The 19329-nt window shown below is 75.2% G+C and carries 20 protein-coding genes; 8 read left to right on the forward strand and 12 right to left on the reverse strand.

Going from position 1 to position 19329, the window contains the following annotated elements; translation table 11 throughout:
* Window positions 1–131 precede the first annotated feature (131 nt).
* Both ABD230_RS17485 and ABD230_RS17490 read left to right on the forward strand, forming a co-directional pair.
* Complete coding sequence (locus tag ABD230_RS17485; RefSeq protein WP_344377898.1) at window positions 132–1154, forward strand: LacI family DNA-binding transcriptional regulator; 1023 nt, start codon at window positions 132–134, stop codon at window positions 1152–1154.
* A gap of 66 nt (window positions 1155–1220) precedes the next feature.
* Entirely contained in the window at window positions 1221–3836 is a 2616-nt protein-coding gene (locus tag ABD230_RS17490) for a cation-translocating P-type ATPase (RefSeq protein ID WP_344377901.1), read from the forward strand.
* Window positions 3837–3863: 27 nt separating this feature from the next.
* Here the strand turns inward: ABD230_RS17490 and ABD230_RS17495 are convergent, their stop codons facing one another.
* The gene (locus ABD230_RS17495; RefSeq protein WP_344377904.1) at window positions 3864–4943 is read right to left on the reverse strand and encodes a DNA polymerase IV; all 1080 of its coding nucleotides are present in this window, start codon (window positions 4941–4943) and stop codon (window positions 3864–3866) included.
* Between the two features lie 206 nt (window positions 4944–5149).
* Between ABD230_RS17495 and ABD230_RS17500 the strand changes: the two genes are divergently transcribed.
* Window positions 5150–5416 carry a GlsB/YeaQ/YmgE family stress response membrane protein gene (locus ABD230_RS17500; protein WP_344377907.1) on the forward strand — a complete coding sequence of 89 codons (267 nt, stop codon included), beginning with the start codon at window positions 5150–5152 and terminating at the stop codon, window positions 5414–5416.
* 75 nt (window positions 5417–5491) lie between these two features.
* Here the strand turns inward: ABD230_RS17500 and ABD230_RS17505 are convergent, their stop codons facing one another.
* Together ABD230_RS17505 and ABD230_RS17510 are read right to left on the reverse strand one after the other, a co-directional pair.
* Window positions 5492–6238 carry a glutamine amidotransferase gene (locus ABD230_RS17505; protein WP_344377910.1) on the reverse strand — a complete coding sequence of 249 codons (747 nt, stop codon included), beginning with the start codon at window positions 6236–6238 and terminating at the stop codon, window positions 5492–5494.
* Entirely contained in the window at window positions 6235–6918 is a 684-nt protein-coding gene (locus ABD230_RS17510) for a LysR family transcriptional regulator substrate-binding protein (RefSeq protein WP_344377913.1), read from the reverse strand. Before ABD230_RS17510 ends, ABD230_RS17505 begins: the two co-directional genes overlap by 4 nt.
* 164 nt (window positions 6919–7082) lie before the next feature.
* On the opposite strand from ABD230_RS17510, the gene ABD230_RS17515 reads away from it, so the two are divergent.
* Window positions 7083–7484 (forward strand): DUF5997 family protein, encoded by a 402-nt coding sequence (locus ABD230_RS17515; RefSeq protein WP_344378284.1) that lies wholly within the window; start codon window positions 7083–7085, stop codon window positions 7482–7484.
* A 24-nt stretch (window positions 7485–7508) separates the two neighbouring features.
* On the opposite strand, the gene ABD230_RS17520 is transcribed toward ABD230_RS17515, so the two are convergent.
* On the reverse strand, window positions 7509–8141 hold the full coding sequence (locus ABD230_RS17520) for an alpha/beta hydrolase (protein WP_344377917.1): 633 nt from the start codon (window positions 8139–8141) through the stop codon (window positions 7509–7511).
* Window positions 8142–8224: 83 nt separating this feature from the next.
* Between ABD230_RS17520 and ABD230_RS17525 the strand changes: the two genes are divergently transcribed.
* The gene (locus ABD230_RS17525; protein ID WP_344377921.1) at window positions 8225–8806 is read left to right on the forward strand and encodes an NUDIX hydrolase family protein; all 582 of its coding nucleotides are present in this window, start codon (window positions 8225–8227) and stop codon (window positions 8804–8806) included.
* Between the two features lie 58 nt (window positions 8807–8864).
* Here the strand turns inward: ABD230_RS17525 and ABD230_RS17530 are convergent, their stop codons facing one another.
* Window positions 8865–9368, reverse strand: coding sequence for a GNAT family N-acetyltransferase (locus ABD230_RS17530; protein WP_344377924.1), 504 nt, complete (start codon window positions 9366–9368; stop codon window positions 8865–8867).
* A 158-nt stretch (window positions 9369–9526) separates the two neighbouring features.
* Here ABD230_RS17530 and ABD230_RS17535 point away from each other — a divergent pair, with 158 nt between their 5' ends.
* Entirely contained in the window at window positions 9527–11032 is a 1506-nt protein-coding gene (locus ABD230_RS17535) for a trypsin-like peptidase domain-containing protein (protein WP_344377927.1), read from the forward strand.
* A gap of 109 nt (window positions 11033–11141) precedes the next feature.
* On the opposite strand, the gene ABD230_RS17540 is transcribed toward ABD230_RS17535, so the two are convergent.
* The 3 genes from ABD230_RS17540 to ABD230_RS17550 all read right to left on the reverse strand — a co-directional run bounded on the left by ABD230_RS17540 (window position 11142) and on the right by ABD230_RS17550 (window position 14107).
* Window positions 11142–12704: a DEAD/DEAH box helicase gene (locus ABD230_RS17540; RefSeq protein WP_344377929.1), complete on the reverse strand. Its 1563-nt coding sequence runs from the start codon at window positions 12702–12704 to the stop codon at window positions 11142–11144.
* A 243-nt stretch (window positions 12705–12947) separates the two neighbouring features.
* Entirely contained in the window at window positions 12948–13577 is a 630-nt protein-coding gene (locus tag ABD230_RS17545; RefSeq protein WP_344377932.1) for a DUF1684 domain-containing protein, read from the reverse strand.
* Window positions 13574–14107 carry a hypothetical protein gene (locus tag ABD230_RS17550; protein WP_344377934.1) on the reverse strand — a complete coding sequence of 178 codons (534 nt, stop codon included), beginning with the start codon at window positions 14105–14107 and terminating at the stop codon, window positions 13574–13576. The genes ABD230_RS17545 and ABD230_RS17550 overlap by 4 nt, the downstream gene beginning before the upstream one ends.
* 113 nt (window positions 14108–14220) lie before the next feature.
* On the opposite strand from ABD230_RS17550, the gene ABD230_RS17555 reads away from it, so the two are divergent.
* Window positions 14221–15486: a hypothetical protein gene (locus tag ABD230_RS17555; RefSeq protein ID WP_344377942.1), complete on the forward strand. Its 1266-nt coding sequence runs from the start codon at window positions 14221–14223 to the stop codon at window positions 15484–15486.
* Between the two features lie 21 nt (window positions 15487–15507).
* Here ABD230_RS17555 and ABD230_RS17560 read toward each other — a convergent pair whose 3' ends face one another.
* Window positions 15508–16272: an SDR family NAD(P)-dependent oxidoreductase gene (locus ABD230_RS17560; RefSeq protein WP_344377946.1), complete on the reverse strand. Its 765-nt coding sequence runs from the start codon at window positions 16270–16272 to the stop codon at window positions 15508–15510.
* Between the two features lie 51 nt (window positions 16273–16323).
* On the opposite strand from ABD230_RS17560, the gene ABD230_RS17565 reads away from it, so the two are divergent.
* Window positions 16324–16893 (forward strand): hypothetical protein, encoded by a 570-nt coding sequence (locus ABD230_RS17565; protein ID WP_344377948.1) that lies wholly within the window; start codon window positions 16324–16326, stop codon window positions 16891–16893.
* Here the strand turns inward: ABD230_RS17565 and ABD230_RS17570 are convergent.
* The 3 genes from ABD230_RS17570 to ABD230_RS17580 form a co-directional block, all read right to left on the reverse strand.
* Window positions 16880–17494: a CGNR zinc finger domain-containing protein gene (locus tag ABD230_RS17570; RefSeq protein ID WP_344377952.1), complete on the reverse strand. Its 615-nt coding sequence runs from the start codon at window positions 17492–17494 to the stop codon at window positions 16880–16882. The two genes, ABD230_RS17565 and ABD230_RS17570, sit on opposite strands and share 14 nt — an antisense overlap.
* A 78-nt stretch (window positions 17495–17572) precedes the next feature.
* A complete protein-coding gene (locus tag ABD230_RS17575) occupies window positions 17573–18070 on the reverse strand; it encodes a SprT-like domain-containing protein (RefSeq protein WP_344377957.1) in 498 nt (165 codons plus the stop codon).
* Window positions 18071–18138: 68 nt separating this feature from the next.
* On the reverse strand, window positions 18139–19266 hold the full coding sequence (locus tag ABD230_RS17580) for a PQQ-dependent sugar dehydrogenase (RefSeq protein ID WP_344377961.1): 1128 nt from the start codon (window positions 19264–19266) through the stop codon (window positions 18139–18141).
* Window positions 19267–19329: the final 63 nt, after the last annotated feature.

A 19329-nucleotide genomic window follows, 5' to 3' on the forward strand; every position in this document is an offset into this window, starting at 1 on the left:
CGACTGAGAAATCGCTTTCTCCGCTCGAGACTATGCGACACGGCGGTTCCTCGCCAACTCCGGGACTAGACTGAGGAATCGATTTCCCGTCGCTGGTCCGGCCGGGGCGGAGATCCGGAGGGACGGGGTGCATGGGCGAACGCAGTCGAGGCGTCACCATCTCCGACGTCGCCGCGCACGCGGGCGTCTCGCCGGCGTCGGTCTCGCGCGTGCTCAACGGGCGGCAGAGCGTCGACCCCGACATCGTCCGCCGCGTCCAGGCGTCGATCGCGACCCTCGGGTACGCGCCGAGCGCCCTCGCGCGCAACCTCGTGCTCGGCCGGACCCGCACGATCGCGATGGTCGTGCCCGACCTCGAGAACCCGCTGTTCCAGGGCATCCTGAAGGGCCTCAGCCTCGCAGCGGCGGGCGACGGCTACCGGGTCCTCGTCGCCGACACCGCCGAGCGCGTCGAGGACGAGGAGGCGACCGCACTCGAGGCCCGCGGGCGCTGCGACGCGCTCGTGCTCTGCGCGCCGCGCATGCCCGAGGAGCGCCTGCGCCGGCTCGTCGACCGCGTCGCGCCCGTCGTGGTCGTGAACCGGCCGCTGCCCGAGCTCGAGGTTCCCATCGTCGGGGTCGACTACGTGCGGGGAATCCGCGACCTCGTCGACCACCTGGTCGCGCTCGGCCACCGCCGGCTCGCCTACGTCAGCGGCCCCGAGGCGAGCGCCTCGAACGCGGAGCGCGTGCGCGGCGTCGACGAGGCGCTCGCGATGCACCCCGCCGTGCGCATCGACCGCATCCCGGGCGGATCGCGACCCGAGGACGGCGAGGCGGTGGCGGACGCCGTGGCCGCTGCCCACCGGGCCGGGGTGACGGCCGTCCTCGCCTTCAACGACCTCGTCGCGCTCGGGCTGCTCGCCCGGCTGCGCGAACTCGGCGTCGACGTGCCCCGCGAGCTCTCCGTCGCGGGCTTCGACGACGTGCCCATGGCACGCTACGCGACGCCGCGGCTGACGAGCATGTCGGTGCCCCGCGCCGAGATCGGCGCCCAGGCGTGGTCGCGGCTGCGCACCCTCATCGACGGCGGCTCGGTCGATCACTCGGTGCTGTACCGACCCCGCCTCGAGGCGCGGGAGAGCACCGCGACCGCCGCGCAGGCGGTCGCGTAGCCCGGCGGCACTCGCGTCGGACCTAGGGCCCTCGCCCCGCCGCGCCGGCCGTGTTCGGCTGGAGGCATGACCGACGACGCGGGCCGCCGGCCCCCCGACCCCCCGGGCACCGCTCGCCCGAGCACCGCGGCGGTGCGGCGCGGCCTGTCGGCCGACGAGGTCGAGCGGCGTCGGGAGGAGTACGGGCCCAACGTGCTCGGCGCCGCCCGCCCCGCGAGCTGGTGGCGCATCCTGCTGCGGCAGTTCGTGAGCCCGCTCATCTTCCTGCTCCTCGTCTCGGCGGTCGTCACCGGCATCCTCCAGCGCTGGATCGACACGGCCTCGATCCTGCTCGTGCTCGTCGGCAACGCCGCGATCGGCTTCTGGCAGGAGCGCCGCGCCGCGGGCGAGGTCGCCGCGCTGCAGTCGCTCACCGCGCCGCGATGCCGGGTCCGGCGCGACGGTGAGGTCGTCGAGATCGACGCCGAGGGGCTGGTGCCGGACGACGTCGTGCTGCTGGCCAGCGGCGACCGCGTGCCGGCCGACCTCCGGCTGCACGAGGCGCGCGGCCTGCGCGTCGACGAGTCGATGCTCACGGGCGAGTCCGCCGCCGTGTCGAAGGTCGCCGGCGACGAGGCCGGCGACCGCGACCTGGTCTTCGGCGGCACGCTCGTGACCACCGGCCGGGCGACCGGCGTCGTGGTCGCCACGGGCGCGCACACGCAGCTCGGCGAGATCGACGCGCTCGTCCACGGCGTCGAGACGCGCACGCCGCTGCAGGTGCTCATCGACCGGCTCGAGCGACGCATCGGCTGGGTCGTCGGCTTCGTCGGCCTCTTCGTGCTCGTCGCGGGCCTCGTGGTCGGGCTCGACGCGGGCGACGCGCTGCTCACCGCGATCGCCCTCGCGGTCGCCACGATCCCCGAGGGCCTGCCGGTCGCGCTGACGGTCGCGATGAGCATCGGCGTGACGCGGATGGCGCGGCGCCATGCCGTCGTCCGGTCACTGCCCGCCGTCGAGACGCTCGGGTCGACGACCGTCATCGCGTCCGACAAGACCGGCACGATCACCGAGAACCGGCTGACCGTGGAGACGGTCTGGGCCGGCGGCGCCGTGCACGCGGCATCCGAGCCGGTCGCGGCGGTGGCGGCCGCGCTCGCCGCGGGCGCGTGGGCGAACGAGGCCCGGGTCGACCCGGCCAGCGGGGCCCTCGCGGGCGACGCGGTCGACGTCGCGATCGCGCAGGCGGCACTCGACGTCGGCGGCGTCCGGCTCGCGGACCTCGGCCGTCCGCCGATCGCGGAGGTGCCCTACGAACCGGAGCTGCGGAGCTCCCAGGCCGTCCGGCCCGGGCCGGACGGCGGTCGGGTGCACTACGCCAAGGGGGCGCCGGGCGCGCTGCTCGAGGCATCCGTCGCCATGCTCGGGCCGGACGGCGAGCGCGTGCCGCTCGACCGGGCGGCCGTGGAGCGGGCCGAGCAGGAGCTCGCCGATCGCGGGCTGCGGGTCATCGCGACCGCGTCGCGGGAGCTCGGTCCCGACGAACCCGCGATCGCCGATCCGGCGGCCCTCGGCGGCCTGACCCTGCTCGGCCTCGTCGGCCTCGTCGATCCGCCCAGACCGGGCGTGGCGGACGCCATCCGTCGCTGCCGGGACGCCGGGATCGCCGTGAAGATGGTGACCGGCGACCATCCGAGCACCGCGGCGGCGATCGCGGAGCGCGTCGGCATCCCCTCGGAGGGCCCGCCGCTCACGGGCGCCGAGCTCGAGGCGATCAGCGACCACGAGGTGGCCGCGCGGCTGCGGGAGACGGCCGTGGTCGCCCGCGTCACCCCGCAGGACAAGCTGCGCATCGTGTCGGTGCTCGAGGAGCACGGCGAGGTCGTGGCGGTGACCGGCGACGGGGTCAACGACGCTCCGGCGCTTCGGATGGCCTCGCTCGGCGTCGCGATGGGCCGCTCGGGCACGGATGTCGCCCGGGAGTCGTCCGACATCGTCCTCACCGACGACGACTTCGTCACCATCGTCGACGCCGTCGAGCAGGGCCGCGTGACGTTCGCCGCGATCCGCAAGGTCGCGTTCTTCCTGCTGGCCAACTCGGTCGCCGCGCCGCTCGCGGTGGCGCTCAACCTGTTCACCGACACGCCCCTGCTGTTCCTGCCCGTGCAGGTGCTGTGGTTCAACCTCGTGCTGAACGGCCTGCAGGACGTGGCGCTCGCGTTCGAGCCCGGCGAGGGCGACGAGCTCGCGGCGGCGCCGCGCCGCAAGGACGCCGGGCTGCTCTCGCGCGACATCTGGATCCGCATCGCCGTGACGGGCGCGTGGATGGGCCTGTGCGTGCTCGTGGCGTTCCACCTCGCGCTCGAGACGGGCCGGAGCCTCGAGCACGCGCGGACGCTGGCGATGACCGTCTTCGCCTTCCTCAACTTCTTCCAGGCGGGCACGGCGCGCTCGGAGCTCCGATCGGTGTTCGCGCTGCGGCCGTGGGCGAACCCGCTCCTGCTCGGCGCCGCGGTGCTCGCCGTCGTCCTGCAGGGACTCGCCGTGTCGACGCCGATCGGCCAGGGCGTGCTCGGGTTCGTGCCGCTGACGCTGCCCGAGTGGATCGGGGCGTTCCTCGTGGCCTCGACGGTGCTGGTCGTCGCGGAGGTCGACAAGTGGATCCGGCGCCGCCGCGGGGCGTCCGTGCGCCGCGTCGGGTGAGGCCGGTGCGCCCGGGGCCCTCGGGTGTCACCATCCGCTGCGCGTCGGCGTGCGCCCCTCCCGGGCGTCGTCGGGCATGGGCATCTCGGCCCGGAGGCCGAGCAGCCGGACCGCGCGCTCCGGGTCCCGCTTCGCGGCGAGCGCCAGGACCTCCCGGAGCACGAGGTCCCGGTCGGTCGTCGCGGCGAGCCGATGGCTGAAGGTCTTCGTGGTGAACGGCACGTACCGCACCTTGAGCGTGAGCCCGACGACGGGGCGACCCTCCGCGGCCACGTCGTCGAGCACGCGGGCGGTCAGCTCGCGCAGGGCGGACTCGACCTCGGCGGGGTCGGCGAGGTCCTGCTGGTACGTGGTCTCGCGGCTGTGCCCGCGGGCGACCCACGGGGTGTCGTCGACGATGCGGGTGCCCTCGCCGCGCCCGAGCCGGCCGTACCAGGGGCCCATCCGCGGGCCGAACTCCCCGGCCAGCACGCCCGGGTCGGCGCCGGCGAGGTCGCGCACCGTCTCGATGGCGTGCGACGAGAGCCGACGGGCGACCTTCGTGCCGACGCCCCAGAGCGCGGTCGTGGGGCGGTCGCCCATGACCGGCATCCAGTTCGCGGCCGTGAGCCGGAACACGCCGCGCGGCTTGCCGAACCCGGTGGCGACCTTCGCGCGGACCAGGGTGTCGCCGATGCCGACGCTGCAGTGCAGCCCGGTGCGCTCCAGCACGGCGGCCTGGAGCGCGCGGGCGAGGGCCTCGGGGTCGTCGGTGGTCGCGCCGACGAAGGCCTCGTCCCAGCCGAGGACCTGCACGACCGTGCCCGGGTGTTCGCGGAGCGCCGCCATGACCCGGGCGGATGCCGCGGTGTAGGCGTCCGCGTCGACCGGCAGGATGACGGCGTCGGGCGCCTTCCGCGCGGCGATCCGCAGCGGCATCCCGGAGCCCACGCCGAACTCGCGCGCCTCGTAGGACGCCGTCGAGACGACGGCGCGCTCGGTCGGGTCGCCGCGGCCGCCGACGATCACCGGCCGGCCCGCGAGCTCGGGGTGCCGCAGCACCTCGACCGCCGCGATGAACTGGTCGAGGTCGACGTGCAGGACCCAGGGCTCGGCGCTCGCCTCCATGTGCCCAGCGTCCGCCTGCCGGAGCGGGTCGCGCAAGCCGTCGACGCTCGGGCGGCGACTCGTACTGCGGCGCGCGTTCCCGCACCCGCCCATCGCGGCGGTGCGACGAGCCGTCCGCGCGCGTAGCGGCTCGCGACGCGCCTGTGCAACCTCTTGCACTCAGGAAGCGTTCAGGAGGACAGTTGGCCCCAACGGAAGGAGTTTCGATGGGTTTCCTTGCTTTCCTGCTCCTCGGCCTCATCGCCGGGGCGATTGCGAAGCTGATCCTGCCCGGCAAGCAGGGTGGAGGGTGGTTCATCACCCTGCTCCTCGGCGTCGTCGGCGCCCTGCTCGGCGGGTGGCTCGGGAGCGTGCTCTTCGGAGTCGGTCTCGAGGAGTTCTGGGACCTCAGCACGTGGCTGCTCGCCATCGGCGGCTCGATCATCGTGCTGCTGATCTACGGCCTCATCGTCGGTCGCCGCAAGGCCGCCTGACCCGACCCGCTCCACCATCGACGGGCCGGCCGACGCGAGTCGGCCGGGCCGTCCGGTGCGTCCGGCGACGGCGGCTCAGCCCGCGTCGCGCGCGTCCGCCAGCACCGCGAAGCCGCGCAGCATCCGCTGCGGTTCGGTGACGGATGCCGCGTGCACGCGCCGGCTCAGGGCGTCGAGCTCGTGCGCGGGGAAGTACCCGTGGTGGCGGTAGACCGCCGCGCGTGCGATGAAGTCGGCCGCCGAGACCTCCGGGTGGAACTGCGTCGCGTACACGGCGGTGCCCACGCGGTACACCTGGACCGGGCAGCCGGCCGAGCCGGCGAGCCGCACCGCGTCGTCGGGCAGCCGGCTCGTGGCCTCCTTGTGGCCGACGAGCGCGTCGAACCGCGCGGGGAGGGCGCCCAGCAGCGGATCCTCGCGGCCGGCATCGGTCAGCGTGATCTCGACCGCCGACGCCTCCTCGCCGTGGAGCGTTCCGACCTCGCCGCCGAGCACGCGCGTCAGCACGCCGATGCCGTAGCAGGTGAAGAGCACCGGGTGGTCGGACGCGAGCGCCTGCTCGGCGACGCGGGCGAGGTCGTCCTCGACCCGGCGCTGGACGGGGTGCTTGTGCTCCACGGCGGTCGTCACGTTGTACGGGCTGCCGCCCACCACGACGCCCGCGTAGCGGCGCACGTCGACGTCGCCGATCGACTGGACGTCGAGCCGGAGGTGCTGGAGGCGGCCCGCATCGAGGCCGGCGGCGCGGCGGACCGACTCGTACTCGGGGCCGACGGCCTCGACCTCGGGTCGCGCCGACAGGAAGAGGAAGTCCCGGGTCATCGGCCGCGACCTCCCGTGCGCCGTCGGCCGCCTCCGCCGCGCCGAGTCGGCGTCGCGCCCCGGCGCCGTGCCGAGCGGTCGGACCCTCCTCCGGGTCGGCGAGCTCGCTCGTCGCGCGCCGATTCGTCGCCACGGCCCGCGTCGGCCGAGCCGCGCGAGCTGCGGGTCGTGCGGCCGCGCACGACGCCGACGAACTCCTGGATGTCGTCGTCGTCGCGCTCGACGGACCAGACGAGGGCGATGCGCGTGGGCGCGGCATCCGTCACCGGCACCGCCGCCACGTCGCGCCGGTGGTGCAGGCGGGCCAGGCTGTGCGGCAGGATCGCGTACCCGGTGCCCGCCGCCACGAGTTCGACCGTCATCGCGGGGTCGGGCTGCTCGGGTGCGCGCGGCTCGTCGGCGAGGTCGGCGAGCACCAGGGCCGACGCGTCGGCGAACGCGTGGTCCTTGGGCACCACCGCGACCGCGACCTCCTCCCAGAGCGGGATCACGTGGAGGCCCTCGTCGTCGATCGGCAGGCGCACGAACGCGAGGTCGGCGTCGCGGGCGCGCAGCTCGTCGAGCTGCTCGGGCTGCTCGACGCGCACGGCCTCCAGCGGCAGGTCGGGTCGGCGCTCGGCCCAGGCGCGGAGCCACTTCGCGGGGCTCACCCCCGCGACGTAGCGCAGCCGCAGCGACACGTGCGTCCCCTTTCCGCCGCGCCGCGCGGCCCCCTCAGGCTATCGTTCGCGCGCACGCGCCGGTCGTCCCGCGACGTCCCGCGACCGGCACCCGGCTGGGCGCCCGGGCGCCGGGCGACTACCGTGGAGGGGTGAACGCCGAGACGCCCCGCCAGTCCCAGTCGATGAAGCCGGAGACGGCGGCGAAGAAGCTCGGCATCCTCGTCGATGCGACGCCGGACGAGTTCCGCGCCGGACCGGTCACGCGCGACGAGCTCGCCGCGCTCCAGGTCGACCCGCCCGAGTGGCTCGCCACCCTGCGCCGTGAGGGCCCGCACCCGCGGGGCGTCGTCGCGGCCAAGCTCGGCGTCTCGAACTCGGGACTCGCGCGCGCGGGCATCACCGAGCCGCTCACGACGGCCGAGATCAAGGACCTGCTCGCCGCGCCGCCCGAGTGGCTCGTCGAGGAGCGCGCGCGGCAGGCCGGCGTGCGCGCCGAGAAGCGCCGTCTCGCGGAGCGCGACGCGGAGCGGGCGGCGAACGCCGACCGTCCGCGAGGCGGCGGAGGCGGTGGCGGCGGGGCCTGAGCCCCGCCGACGACGCGGGCCCGGTCAGGCCGCGTAACGCGCGGCGAGGAAGGCCCGCACGTCGCCGAGCTCGCGGTCGGACACCGAGTGGCCGACGCCCTCGTAGACCCGCTGGTCGAGCTCGACGTGGGCGGGCAGCCATTCCTGCGTGCGCCGGACCGACGCCGAGGGGATGACCTCGTCGATCGACCCGCGTCCCCAGAACACCGGCGGCGCGACCTCCGCGAGCCGGTCGTCGCCGGGCCGGTCGCCCGGCATCGAGAAGCCCGCGAGGCTCACCGCGAACGAGAAGCGGTCGGGCGCCCGGCGCAGCAGCTCGATCGCCATCGCACCGCCCTGCGAGAAGCCGAGCAGGCCGATGGGCGTGCCGTCGGGCACGGCGCGATCGACCCAGTCGAGGATCGCGGTCGTGGCCTCGTCGGCGCCGGACACGGCGAACTCCTCGCCCTGCGCGAGCAGCGGGAACCAGGCGTGCCCGTACCCCGTCGAGATCGGCGCGCGCAGCGACGCGATCGCCGGCTCGAGCGGCAGGTAGGGGCTCAGGCCGAAGAGGTCGCCCTCGTGCGAGTTGTAGCCGTGCAGCAGCACCAGCAGGGGTCGGCCGGCCCGGTCGGTCGGCGACGCCGACCAGAGCACCGCCTCGTCGTCGATCCGCATCCGGGCATCGTACCCCGGCGATCGGAGGCCGCCCGACCCGTGACCTCCGAGCATGCGACGGGCACGTGGGGCAGAATCGACCCATGGCCGTACGCACTCCCGACCCGGACTGGAACCCCGGCGACGAGCCGGTGGTCCAGCCGCCCACGAATCCCGGTTGGCTCTCGGACCTCGAGCTCGCGGAGGTGCGCGGGCGCCTCCCGCTGCTCTACGTCGAGGCCGTGCCCGTGCGCGTCGACGGCATGGGGCAGGTCACCGAGGTCGGCGTCCTGCTCCGCGCGAACGCCGTCGGCGAGATGACCCGGACCCTGGTGTCGGGTCGCGTGATGTACGGGGAGACCATCCGCGACGCGCTGTTCCGGCACCTGGAGAAGGACCTCGGCCCGATGGCCTTCCCGCTCCTGCCGGCGAGCCCGGTGCCCGCGACCGTCGCGGAGTACTTCCCGATGCCCGGGATCTCGCCGTTCACCGACGAGCGCCAGCACGCCGTGTCGCTCGCCTACGTCGTGCCCGTCACGGGCACGTGCGAGCCGCGCCAGGACGCGCTCGAGGTGACCTGGGTCTCGCCCGCCGAGGCGGCGAGCGAGGCGTTCGGCGACGAGATGGAGGGCGGCCGCGGCGCCCTGCTGCGACGCGCGCTCGCCGCCGTCGGCGCGCTCGGCTGAGATCGAGGGCTCCAGACCGGCCGGAGCGGGCCCGGCCCCGACGGCTCGGACGTGCGCGCTAGCGCACCATCCGCACCTCGTGGATCGTCTCGCCGAGGAAGGGCTCGTCGTGGGCGCCGCCGTCGGCGGTGAACCCGTTGCGCTCGTAGAAGTGGACCGCGTGCTCGTTCGCCGACGGCACCCACAGGTACACGGAGCCGTCGCCGACCGCGGCGTCGAAGAGCTTCTGGCCGATGCCGTGCCCGTGGTGGGCGTCGAGCAGGTGGATGAAGAACAGCTCGCGCTCGCGCGGCGCGTCGTCGTCGCGGGCGGGGCCCGCACCGGCGAACCCGACGATCTCGCCGTCGACCAGCGCCGCGACGTGCGTGAAGTCGTCGCCCTGACCCATCCAGTGCGTCCAGAGCTCCGCCATGCGGCGCGGCGAGAGGTTCTCGAGCGTCGCCGCGCTCACCAGCTCGTCGTAGTCCTCGTGCCAGCACTGGGCGTGCACGCGACCCAACGCCTCGGCGTCGGAATCGCGGACGGGACGGATGACGACTTCGGCAACGACCTCGGTGCTCATGGCGCTCAGGTTAACCCGGCCCGCCGTCGTGGACGAAATCGGGCGACGGGAGGAGTGCCCGCTCAGGGTGCGCACCGTCCCCGGCTCAGGGCGGCGGAGGCGGAGACGGAGGGTTGCCACTGGCCCTCCGGCGTCCGCGCGTCCATACCGTCGGAGGCATGACATCGAACACCTCGCGGATCAGCGCTGCCGTCGTGGCCGCTGCCGCCGTGGCCGGGCTCGCCGGCTGCGTTCCCACCGGACCGTCGGGTCCCGCTCCCGTCGGCTTCGACGGCGTCCAGTCCGCCACCATCCAGCTCGAGGCCGTCGGCACGTTCGTCTCGCCCGAGGAGGGCGGCTACGAGGCCGCTGGTCGCGGATCCGGCTTCATCATCACGCCCGACGGGCTCGCCGTCACCAACAACCACGTCGTCGCCGGCGCGGGCACCCTCAAGGTCTGGCGCGGCGGCGACACCACCGACGAGCTGAGCGCGAAGGTGCTGGGCACCTCGGAGTGCCTCGACCTTGCCGTCGTGCAGCTCGACGGCGGCGACTACCCGTTCCTCGACTGGCGGAATGGCGACATCGACACCGCGCTCGACGTGTACGCCGCCGGGTTCCCGCTGGGCGATCCGACGTTCACCGAGACCAAGGGCATCGTCTCGAAGGCGAACACCAACGGCGAGACGCCGTGGGCCTCGATCGACGGCGTCATCGAGCACGACGCGCGCATCCGCGGCGGCAACTCGGGCGGTCCGCTGGTCGACCCGCAGGGTGCGCTGGTCGGCGTCAACTACGCGGGCAACGACGCGCTCGACTACAACTTCGCGATCCACCGCGACGCCGTGCTCGACGTGATCCACGACCTCGTGGACGGCGAGGACGTGCTGAGCCTCGGCATCAACGGCGAGGCGCTCGTCGGGGAGGACGGCACGGGTCTCGGCATCTGGGTCAACTCGGTGACGTCGGGTTCGGCGGCCGACACGGCCGGGGTGGAGCCGGGCGACCTGCTCACCCGCATGGAGGGCGTCTCGCTCGGCCTGGACGGCACCATGAAGGAGTACTGCGACGTGCTGCGCACGCACGGCACCGACGCGGCGCTCGCGCTCGAGCTCTACCGGCCCGCCGACGGCATGGTCTACCGCGGCCAGGTCAACGGCGAGGCGCTTCGCGCCGTGCCCGTCGTGGGCAGCGGCACGGACGAGCCCGGCTCCGGTGGGGCGGTGACCGTGACCGACGACACCGGTGCGATCAGCGTCGAGGTCCCGGCATCGTGGTCCGACGTCGACGGCGCTGCGGTGACCGACGCCGAGGGCACGGTCTGGGAGTCGGTCTCCGCCGCGCCCGACCTCGCCGGCTACACCGGCTCATGGGGAACGCCCGGCATGACGGTCTACGCGTCCCGCGACGCCGCCGGGTTGTCGCCCGACGCGGCCGCGGACCTGCTCGCCGACGGCCTCGTCGACCAGGGATGCGTCTCGAAGGGCCGCGAGCCGTACGACGACGGGCTGCACGTCGGCGTCTGGGAGATCTTCACGGACTGCGGCGGCACCGCGACCTTCGTGGTCGTCGGCGCGAACGACGTGACGGGCTCGTACACGGTCGTGGTCGCCGCGCAGGCCGTCACGGACGAGGACCTGTCGGCCGCGGACGGCGTGCTCGGCAGCTTCTACGCCGCCTACTGACGCCCTGCGGCCGCCGCGTCCGCCTGCGCCCGCGCGGCGCGCCGACACCGGACGACGCGACGGCCCCGCACCCATCGAGGGTGCGGGGCCGTCCCGGTGCGCGGAGGGGTCAGCCCTGCGCGCGACGGTTGGTGCGCGTGTTGCGGTTCGGGGAGACGAGGCTGCCGACGCGGAGCGGCTGCTTCTGCGCGCCGCGCGACGACGAGGTCCGCTGCGCGCCGGTGGACTGCGACCCTCGCGACTGCCCCGAGCCCTGCTTCGGCGCGTGCGCCTTCGCCTCCGCCGGACGACCCGAACGGTCCCGGCGCGGTGCCGCGGGGGCCACGTCCGACTGGCCGCCGCGGCCGCGGCCGCGGCTCCGGCGACCCTGGCCCGCGGGCTGGGCGCCGCCTGCGGCGCGCTCCTCGCGCGCAGCGCGCTTGCGCTGCGCGTTCGCGCCCTGCGACCGGCCGCCGCCCTGCTGCGGCTTCGCCTCGCGCGGCGCGGGCTTCACGTACGGGGCGACCTCGCCGACGAGCGCGACGACCTCGGGAGAGGCCGGCGACACCCGCTGCGGTGCGACGCGGATCTCGGCCTTGCGGAGCAGCTTGCCGAGGTCGTCCATCTGGCCCGGGAGCGCGATCGTGACGACGTCGCCCTCGCTGCCGGCGCGGGCGGTGCGGCCGGAGCGGTGCAGGTACGCCTTGTGCTCCATGGGCGGGTCGACGTGGATGACGAGCTCGACGTCGTCGACGTGGACGCCGCGCGCCGCGACATCCGTCGCGACCATGACCTTGACCGAGCCGTCGCCGAACGCGGCGAGGTTGCGGTCGCGCTGCGGCTGCGACAGGTTGCCGTGCAGGTCGACCGAGGGGATGCCCTGGTCGGTCAGCTTCTTCGCGAGCTTCTTGGCGTGGTGCTTGGTCCGCATGAACAGGATGCGCCGGCCGGTGCCCGAGGCGAGCGCCTTCACGAGGTCGTGCTTGGCGTCGGTGTCGGCGACCTGGAACACGTGGTGGGTCATCGCCGCGACGGGCGAGTGCGCCTCGTCGACCGAGTGCAGCACCTCGTCCTGCAGGTAGCGCTTGACGAGCTTGTCGACGCCGTTGTCCAGCGTCGCCGAGAAGAGCAGGCGCTGGCCGTCGCGCGGCGTCTTGTCGAGCAGGCGGATCACGACGGGCAGGAAGCCGAGGTCGGCCATGTGGTCGGCCTCGTCGAGCACGGTGATCTCGACCGCGTCGAGGTGCGCGAATCCCTGCGAGATGAGGTCCTCGAGCCGGCCCGGCGTGGCGACGACGATGTCGACGCCCGCACGCAGCGCCTCGACCTGGCGCTTCTGGTTGATGCCGCCGAAGATCGTGGTGACCTTCAGGTCGTACGCCGCGGCGAGCGGCTCGAACGTCTGGGTGATCTGGGTCGCGAGCTCGCGCGTGGGCGCGAGCACGAGGCCGAGCGGACGGCCCGCGCGGCGGCGGCCGCCGGCGAGCTCGGTGCCGAGGCGCGCCACCATGGGCAGCGCGAACGCGATGGTCTTGCCCGAGCCGGTCTTGCCGCGGCCGAGCACGTCGCGACCCGCGAGCGTGTCGGGCAGGGTGCCGACCTGGATGGGGAACGCCGTGGTCTTGCCGTCGGCGGCGAGGGCCGCGACGAGGGGGGCGGGCACGCCGAGCGCGCCGAAGGTGATGTCGGTCAAGGATGGTCCGTTCCGGATGGCACGGCCGGGCGCGCCGCTGCACTGACGCAGTCGGCGGGGAGGCCCGACGGTGGGGGAGTTGGCGAAGACGCCGGTCGGCGAATCCGTTCGCCGTATGAAGTCAATCGACGGGCTGGGCCCGGAAGCGTGTCTACGACGCAGGCGGCGCGATCGTCGCGCACGCCGGGGACCACCATAGCGGATGCCGCTGCGCGTGACCTGCGCGCCCGGCCGGGACGATGCTCAGCGCGGCATCCGCTCGCCGACCGGGATCTCCTCGCGGACCGTGTTGCCCGGCGGCGCCAGCGGGCACGACCACGACGGGTCGTACGCGCAGGACGGGTTGTACGCGAAGTTCAGGTCGACGACGAGGCTGTCGTCATCGCCGCCCGAGCCGAGGTCGGCGCCCTTGATCGTGTCGAGCAGGTAGCGTCCGCCGCCGTACGTGCCGCCCGGCGCGCCGGCGAGCCCGTCCTTGACGGGCAGGAAGATGCCGCCGCCGTAGGCGGTGAGCCGCCACACGTCGAGCGTGCCGAGGTAGGGGATCCGCACGGTGCCCACGAGCGAGAACGGGATCGGCCCGTCGTTCGAGCTGTCGACGACCATCCGCTGCGGTTCGTCGGGTCGCCGCACCTCGAGCTCGAAGCGCCAGTCGGGGTCGTACGACGCGACGTCGAGGCCCGTGAATCGCGCGCGGTCGTCGGGGAGGAGCGGCGACTGCGGATGTCCGGCGAACAGCTCGTCGCGCCCGGACTTCCAGAGCTCGTGGCCCTTGGCCGGGTCGTGCACGTTGAGGTGCCGCACGCCCGCGTAGAGCCCGAAGACGCGGCGGCGCCAGTCCGCGAGCTGCAGCGCGCCGAGCGTCGCGGTCACGAGGCCGCTCCCGACGCCCGGGCCTCGGCGCGGGCCGCATCGGCGGTGCCGGGCGGGTCGTAGGCCCAGGTCGGGGCGAGCTGCCGCAGGCGCCGCCCGCGGTACTGCCAGAACGCCCAGGTCGGGTACCAGTACAGCGCGTCGAGGGCGCCCGCGCTCGCGCGAAGCTGGTCGCGATACAGGGTTCGGCCGTCCGGGAGCGGCGACACCGCCATCCGGTGGTCCCACGACCGGAACGCGGAGAGGGGTCCGGTGACGGCCCCGCCGCCGTCGCGCAGCATCCGCACGCCGGGCGGCAGCCCGCCCGGATAGGACACGTCGACGAACTCCTCGCCGCTCGGCGCGATGCCGAACGCGAGCGTGCGCAGACGATGCGGTCCCTCCGGCCACGTGGTCGGGAACCCCTCCGCCTCGAGCGACTCGAAGTCCAGCCACGGCGCGACGACCTCGCGCAGCACGGCCGGGCTGCGGATCGCGCGCCACGCGGCGTCCGCATCGCAGTCGAGGGTCAGCTTCAACAGCACCCGCATGACCCGACCATATGGGCGGCCGCAGGGCCGAGCCAAGCGGCCCCGCCGGATTCCGGGCGGTCGCACGGCGACCGCCCTGCTGCCGTGCGGGCGCACGGGCTAGGCTCACGACCATGCCCGACGCCGCCGCATGGCTGCCCTCCCTCGTGGTGTTCGGCGCGGCCGCCCTGGCGTTCGCCGCCGGGCTCATCGTGTTCCGCCGGCTCGGGGTGCGGCGGGAGGTGCGCGACGCCGATGCCGCCCGCGAGCTGGAGACCGCGGCGAAGGCCCGGCTGGTCGGCGCCGACGAGGCCGTGCGCGACGCGCTGCAGGAGATCCGCTTCGCCGACGCCCAGTTCGGCGCCGAGACCGCGCGCGAGCTCGAGCGGACGGTCGCGCAGGCCCGCGGGTGGCTCCGCGAGGCGTTCCTGCTGCAGCAGCGGCTCGACGACGCCGAGCCCGACACCGCGGCGGAGCGGCGGGGCTGGAGCACCCGGATCGCGATGCTGTGCGACTCGGTGGAACGCTCGCTCGCCGATTCCGACGCCGTCCTCGCCTCGCGCCGCGCCGCGGAACGGGGCGCCGCCGACGACGCGCCCGCGCTGCGGGACCGGGCGTCGCGGCTGCGCACGCGTGCCGCGGACGCGGCATCCACGCTCGAGCGGCTCGCGAGCCGCTTCTCGGCGTCCGCGCTCGCCGGGGCCGGAGGGTCGCTGTCGCGGGCCGAGCACGACCTCGCGGTCGCGACCGGCGCGATCGACGAGGCCGGGGAGCGCCTCGACGGCCGGGCGGCGGCACCCGTCGCCGGCCTGCTGGAGCGGTCCGCGCACGCGCTCGACCGCGCGGAGGGCGAACTCTCCCGCGTCGAGCACGTCGAGCTCGACCTCGCGCAGGCGTCGGCGGATGCCGCGGAGCAGGCCGCCGCGCTCGACGAGGAGCTCATCGCGGCGCGGCGCGAGCGCGACCGCGCGGCCGACGTCGACGCCGGATCGGCGCTCGCGGTCGCGATCGGCGAGCTCTCTCCGCTGCTCGTGGGCCGGGAGTCGCGGGCCGGCGATCCGTTCGCCGAGCGCGACCGGCTGCGCGCCGCGCGCGACCGGCTCGAGGCCGCGCGGGCGACCACGCGGCGCGCGGGCGACCGGCTGGACGGCGCACGCGGCGCCCTCCCCGGTGCCATCGCGATCGCGGAGAGCCAGATCCGGGTGGCTGCCGACGCGGTCGAGCGGGCGCGCCGGTTCGCGGGCGCCGACGCCCGGACCCGCCTCGCCGAGGCCGAGCGCCAGCTCGGCATCGCCCGGCGCGAGTCGGATCCCGTCGCGGCGCTCGACGCGGCGAGGCGGGCGGCCGCGCGCGCGAGCGACGCCGAGGCGCTCGCGCACTACGCGGCGCTGCACCGCTGAGCGGCGCCGCCGCTGCCGGCGCTACTTGCCGCCGGCGATCAGGATGTCGGCGCCGGACGTGTACGACGCGTCGTCCGAGAGCAGGTAGGCGACGGCGCCCGCGATCTCGTGCGGTTCGCCCGGGCGGCGCATGGGGATGTTCCCGGCGCGCTCGTCGGGCGCGTTCGGCCGCCCGGCCGCCGCGTGGATCTCGGTGCGGGTCGTGCCGGGGGAGACGGTGTTGACCCGCACGCCGACCGGACCGAACTCCTTCGCGAGCCCCGTCGTCATGATGTTCAGCGCCGCCTTGCTCGCGGCGTACGGGATGTAGGTGTTCGGCGCGCCGTGCGTGGCCGCACCGGACGAGATGTTCACGATCGATCCGCCCGCCCCGCCGAGGTCGGTGGCCATGTGCGCGATGGCCGCGCGGCACAGTGCCATCGGCGCGAGCACGTTGATGCGGAACACCAGCTCGGACTCCTCGATCGAGCCCTCCAGGAACGGGCCGATGCGGCCCGTGATGCCCGCGTTGTTGACGAGGCCCGTGACGCGTCCGAACCGGCGGACGGCCTCCGGGACCACGTCGGCGACCCGGTCGAGGTCGGCGAGGTCGAGCTGCAGCAGCTCGACCCGGGCGCCGGCGGCGCGGCAATGCTCGGCCACGGCCTCGGCCTCGTCGAGCCGCTCCCGCCAGGTGAGCAGCAGGTCGTGGCCGTCGGCGGCCAGGCGCTCGGCGATCGCGCGCCCGATGCCGCGGCCGCCGCCGGTGACGATGGTGACGGGCCGGTCGTCGACATGCGAGGTCATGCACCCACCCTACGAGTGGGGCGCGAAGGTGCGATCGCGTAGCCTGACGCGGTGAGCGAGACCAGCCCCGCGGCGGACCCGGCCGCGCAGTCGACGTACCAGGTCCGGTTCGACCAGGGGGCGCACGGTGCGCGGCGCATCGCCACGGGCGCCGACGTCCTGGTCTGGGCCGACCAGGTCGGCGCCGGGACGTCCGATGCGGATGCCGCGACGGCGCCGCCCGCCGACGTGCTCGGGCTCGCCCCGGCGGTCGTGCTCGCACGGCTCGGCGACGCCCCTGCGGTGGCGGCCTGGATCCTCGCGGAGCAGGAGCGCCTCGGCCGGCGGGCCTTCCTCGCGATCGTCGCCGCAGGGCGCACCGACGGCGGCTTCGCGGCCGACGACGTGCTCGCCGCGGGCGCCGTGATCGACGCGCTCGCCGAACTCGGCATCGACGACACGTCGCCGGAGGCCGCGGTCGCGTGCGCGTCGTTCACGGGGCTCCGGCGCGCGGTCGCGCACCTGGCCACGGCGTCCGTCGGCGGACGGGAGGCGATCGCGGCGGGCGCCGAGCCCGCGGTGCTGCGCGCGGCGGCGATCCGCGACGGCGAGGCCGTCGCCCGGGTGCTCACGCCGCGCTGAGCGACACCTTCCCCGACTTCCGCGCCCGGTGGGCGCGGACCTTCGCCCGGTTGCCGCAGCGCTGCATCGAGCACCAGCGGCGGCTCGCGGCGCGCGAGGTGTCGAGGTAGACGATCCCGCAGCCGCCCGCGCAGATGCGGATGCGGCCCTCGTTGGCCTCGCCGAAGCAGTCGACCGCGTCGCGCGCGATCGTCGAGAGCGCCTGGCCGACGGTCTGCACCGATCGTCCGGCCTGCCGGGAGCCGCCGCCGAGCGTCGGCGGGATGTCGGGCGTCGCGGCGTACAGGTTGACGACGTCGATGTCGGCGGTCGCGAACGGCTCGCCCCGCCCCGCGGCGAGCGCCAGCCTCGTGATCGCGTCGCGCAGCGACGTGGCGTCGAAGAGATCGCGCGAGCGCGACGCGGCCACGGTCATCGGGAAGCGCTCGCGCATCCAGGACGTCAGGTCGTCGGGCGCGTGCAGGCGCTCCGGTGCGACGGCGACGGGCAGGCCGCCGGTGTACGCGAAGTCGAGCGCGAACGAACCGGAGTCGAACCACCATCGCCCGCTGTCGTCCGTGAACCACTGGCCGACGGGGATCGAGACGGTCGAGACGGGCACCGGACCAACCTACCGGCTCGCCCGATCGCGGACGGCCACGATCGGGTCACGGTCGATCCCGCGCCGCACGGCCGGCGCTCAGTCGGCCGCGGCGCTCGCCGCGGCGCGGCGCATCGCCGCCGTGATCTCGCGCCGCCGCCACACGATGAGGTTGCGGCGGTCGAACCCGCGCCGGCACAGGCCGCAGCTGAGCGGGCGCCCGGGCTCGCGGTAGCGGTAGTGCTCGTGGCCCACCGGGCACCGGCCGATCCAGGGCGCCAGCTCGTCGGCGACGGCCCCGTCGTGGGTGCGGCGCCCGACGTACCCGATCTCCGCCGCGATGGTCGCCCAGCGCGGGCCGTGGCCGGCGCGCGGGCCGGCCATCGCGTGGGCGACCTCGTGCAGGAGGATCTGGTGGATCTCGTCGTCGTCGTACCGGGCGGCGAGGTACCGGGAGACGGAGATGCGCTTGGACGTGTAGTTGCAGAGCCCCGCCCGCTTCTTGGCGTTGTCGAACGCGAACGTCCACTCGGCCGGATCGAGGTGCAGGGTGATGAGCGCCTCCGCCCAGACCCGAACCCTCGCGAGATCCGCCATGCGATCGAGGATAGCCCGCACCGCGCGGCATGCCGCCGATCCGGGGGACCCCCGATCGGGGGCTGGACTCACCCCGCGGGTCCGAGGCGGATCCGCACCAGCCGGTCGTCCCCGTCGCGCGGCAGGCCGCGCCCGTCGGTGTTGTTCGTGACGACCCAGAGGTCGTCGTCGGGTCCCGGGACGACGTCGCGCAGCCGTCCGAGTTCGCCGGCGAGCGCGTCCGCGACGTCGGTCGGGGAGGTGAGCGCGGGGGAGGCGAACCAGAGCCGCTCGCCGCGGAGCGCCGCGAGCACGAGCGTGTCGCCGACGACGGCGAGGCCGCTCGGGCTCGCCTCGGAGGTCGGCCACTGCACCGCGGGATCGTGGAACCGGTCGTCGTCGGCGCGGCCCTCCACGACCGGCCAGCCGTAGTTCGCGCCCGGCTCGATGCGATTGAGCTCGTCCCACGTGTTCTGGCCGAACTCGGTCGCCCACATGCCGCCCGCGGCATCCCATGCGAGGCCCTGGGGGTTGCGGTGGCCGAGGCTCCAGACGAGCGTGCCGAACGGGTTGCCGGGGGCGGGTTCGCCGTCCCGCGTCATCCGCAGGATCTTGCCGCCGAGCGAGCCCGGGTCCTGGGCGAGCCCGCCGTCGCCGGTGTCGCCCGTCGTCGCGTAGAGGTAGCCGTCGGGGCCGACCGCGAGACGGCCGCCGTTGTGGCGGCCGCCGCGCGGGATGCCGTCCAGCACGACCTCCGCCTCGCCGAGGCCGAGCTCGCCCGGCGCCCCCGTGAGCGGCATCCGCACGATGCGGTTGTCGTCCGCGGTCGACAGGTAGGCGGCGACGGATGGCGCGGCCGAGCCGTCGCCCGCGAGGTGCGCCAGCCCGAGCAGGCCGCCCTCACCGCCGGGCACGACCCCGGGCACGACGGCCGCCTCGCGGAGGCTCCCGTCGGCGAGGACCTCCACGATCCGGCCGGTGTCGCGCTCGCTCACGAGCACGCCGCCGTCCGGCAGCCGCAGGATCGACCACGGGGCGTCGAGCCCGGTCGCGAGCGTCTCCGGCTCGCCGACCGGTGCGAGGGCGGGCGGCGCGGAGGCCACCGCCGGCGTCGTCGGGTCCGGCGACGGCGGCACGACGACCGGGCCGTCGCCGCCGCCGCCCGAGCACGCCGTGAGCAGGGCGGCGAGTGCCGCCACTGCCGCGAGGACCCCCACGGCTCCCGGTCGGTGAGACCCGGACGGACTCGGCGATGCGCGCATGGACGACCTCCTCCGCAT

This window comes from Agromyces tropicus (assembly GCF_039531345.1).
GTDB lineage: Bacteria > Actinomycetota > Actinomycetes > Actinomycetales > Microbacteriaceae > Agromyces > Agromyces tropicus.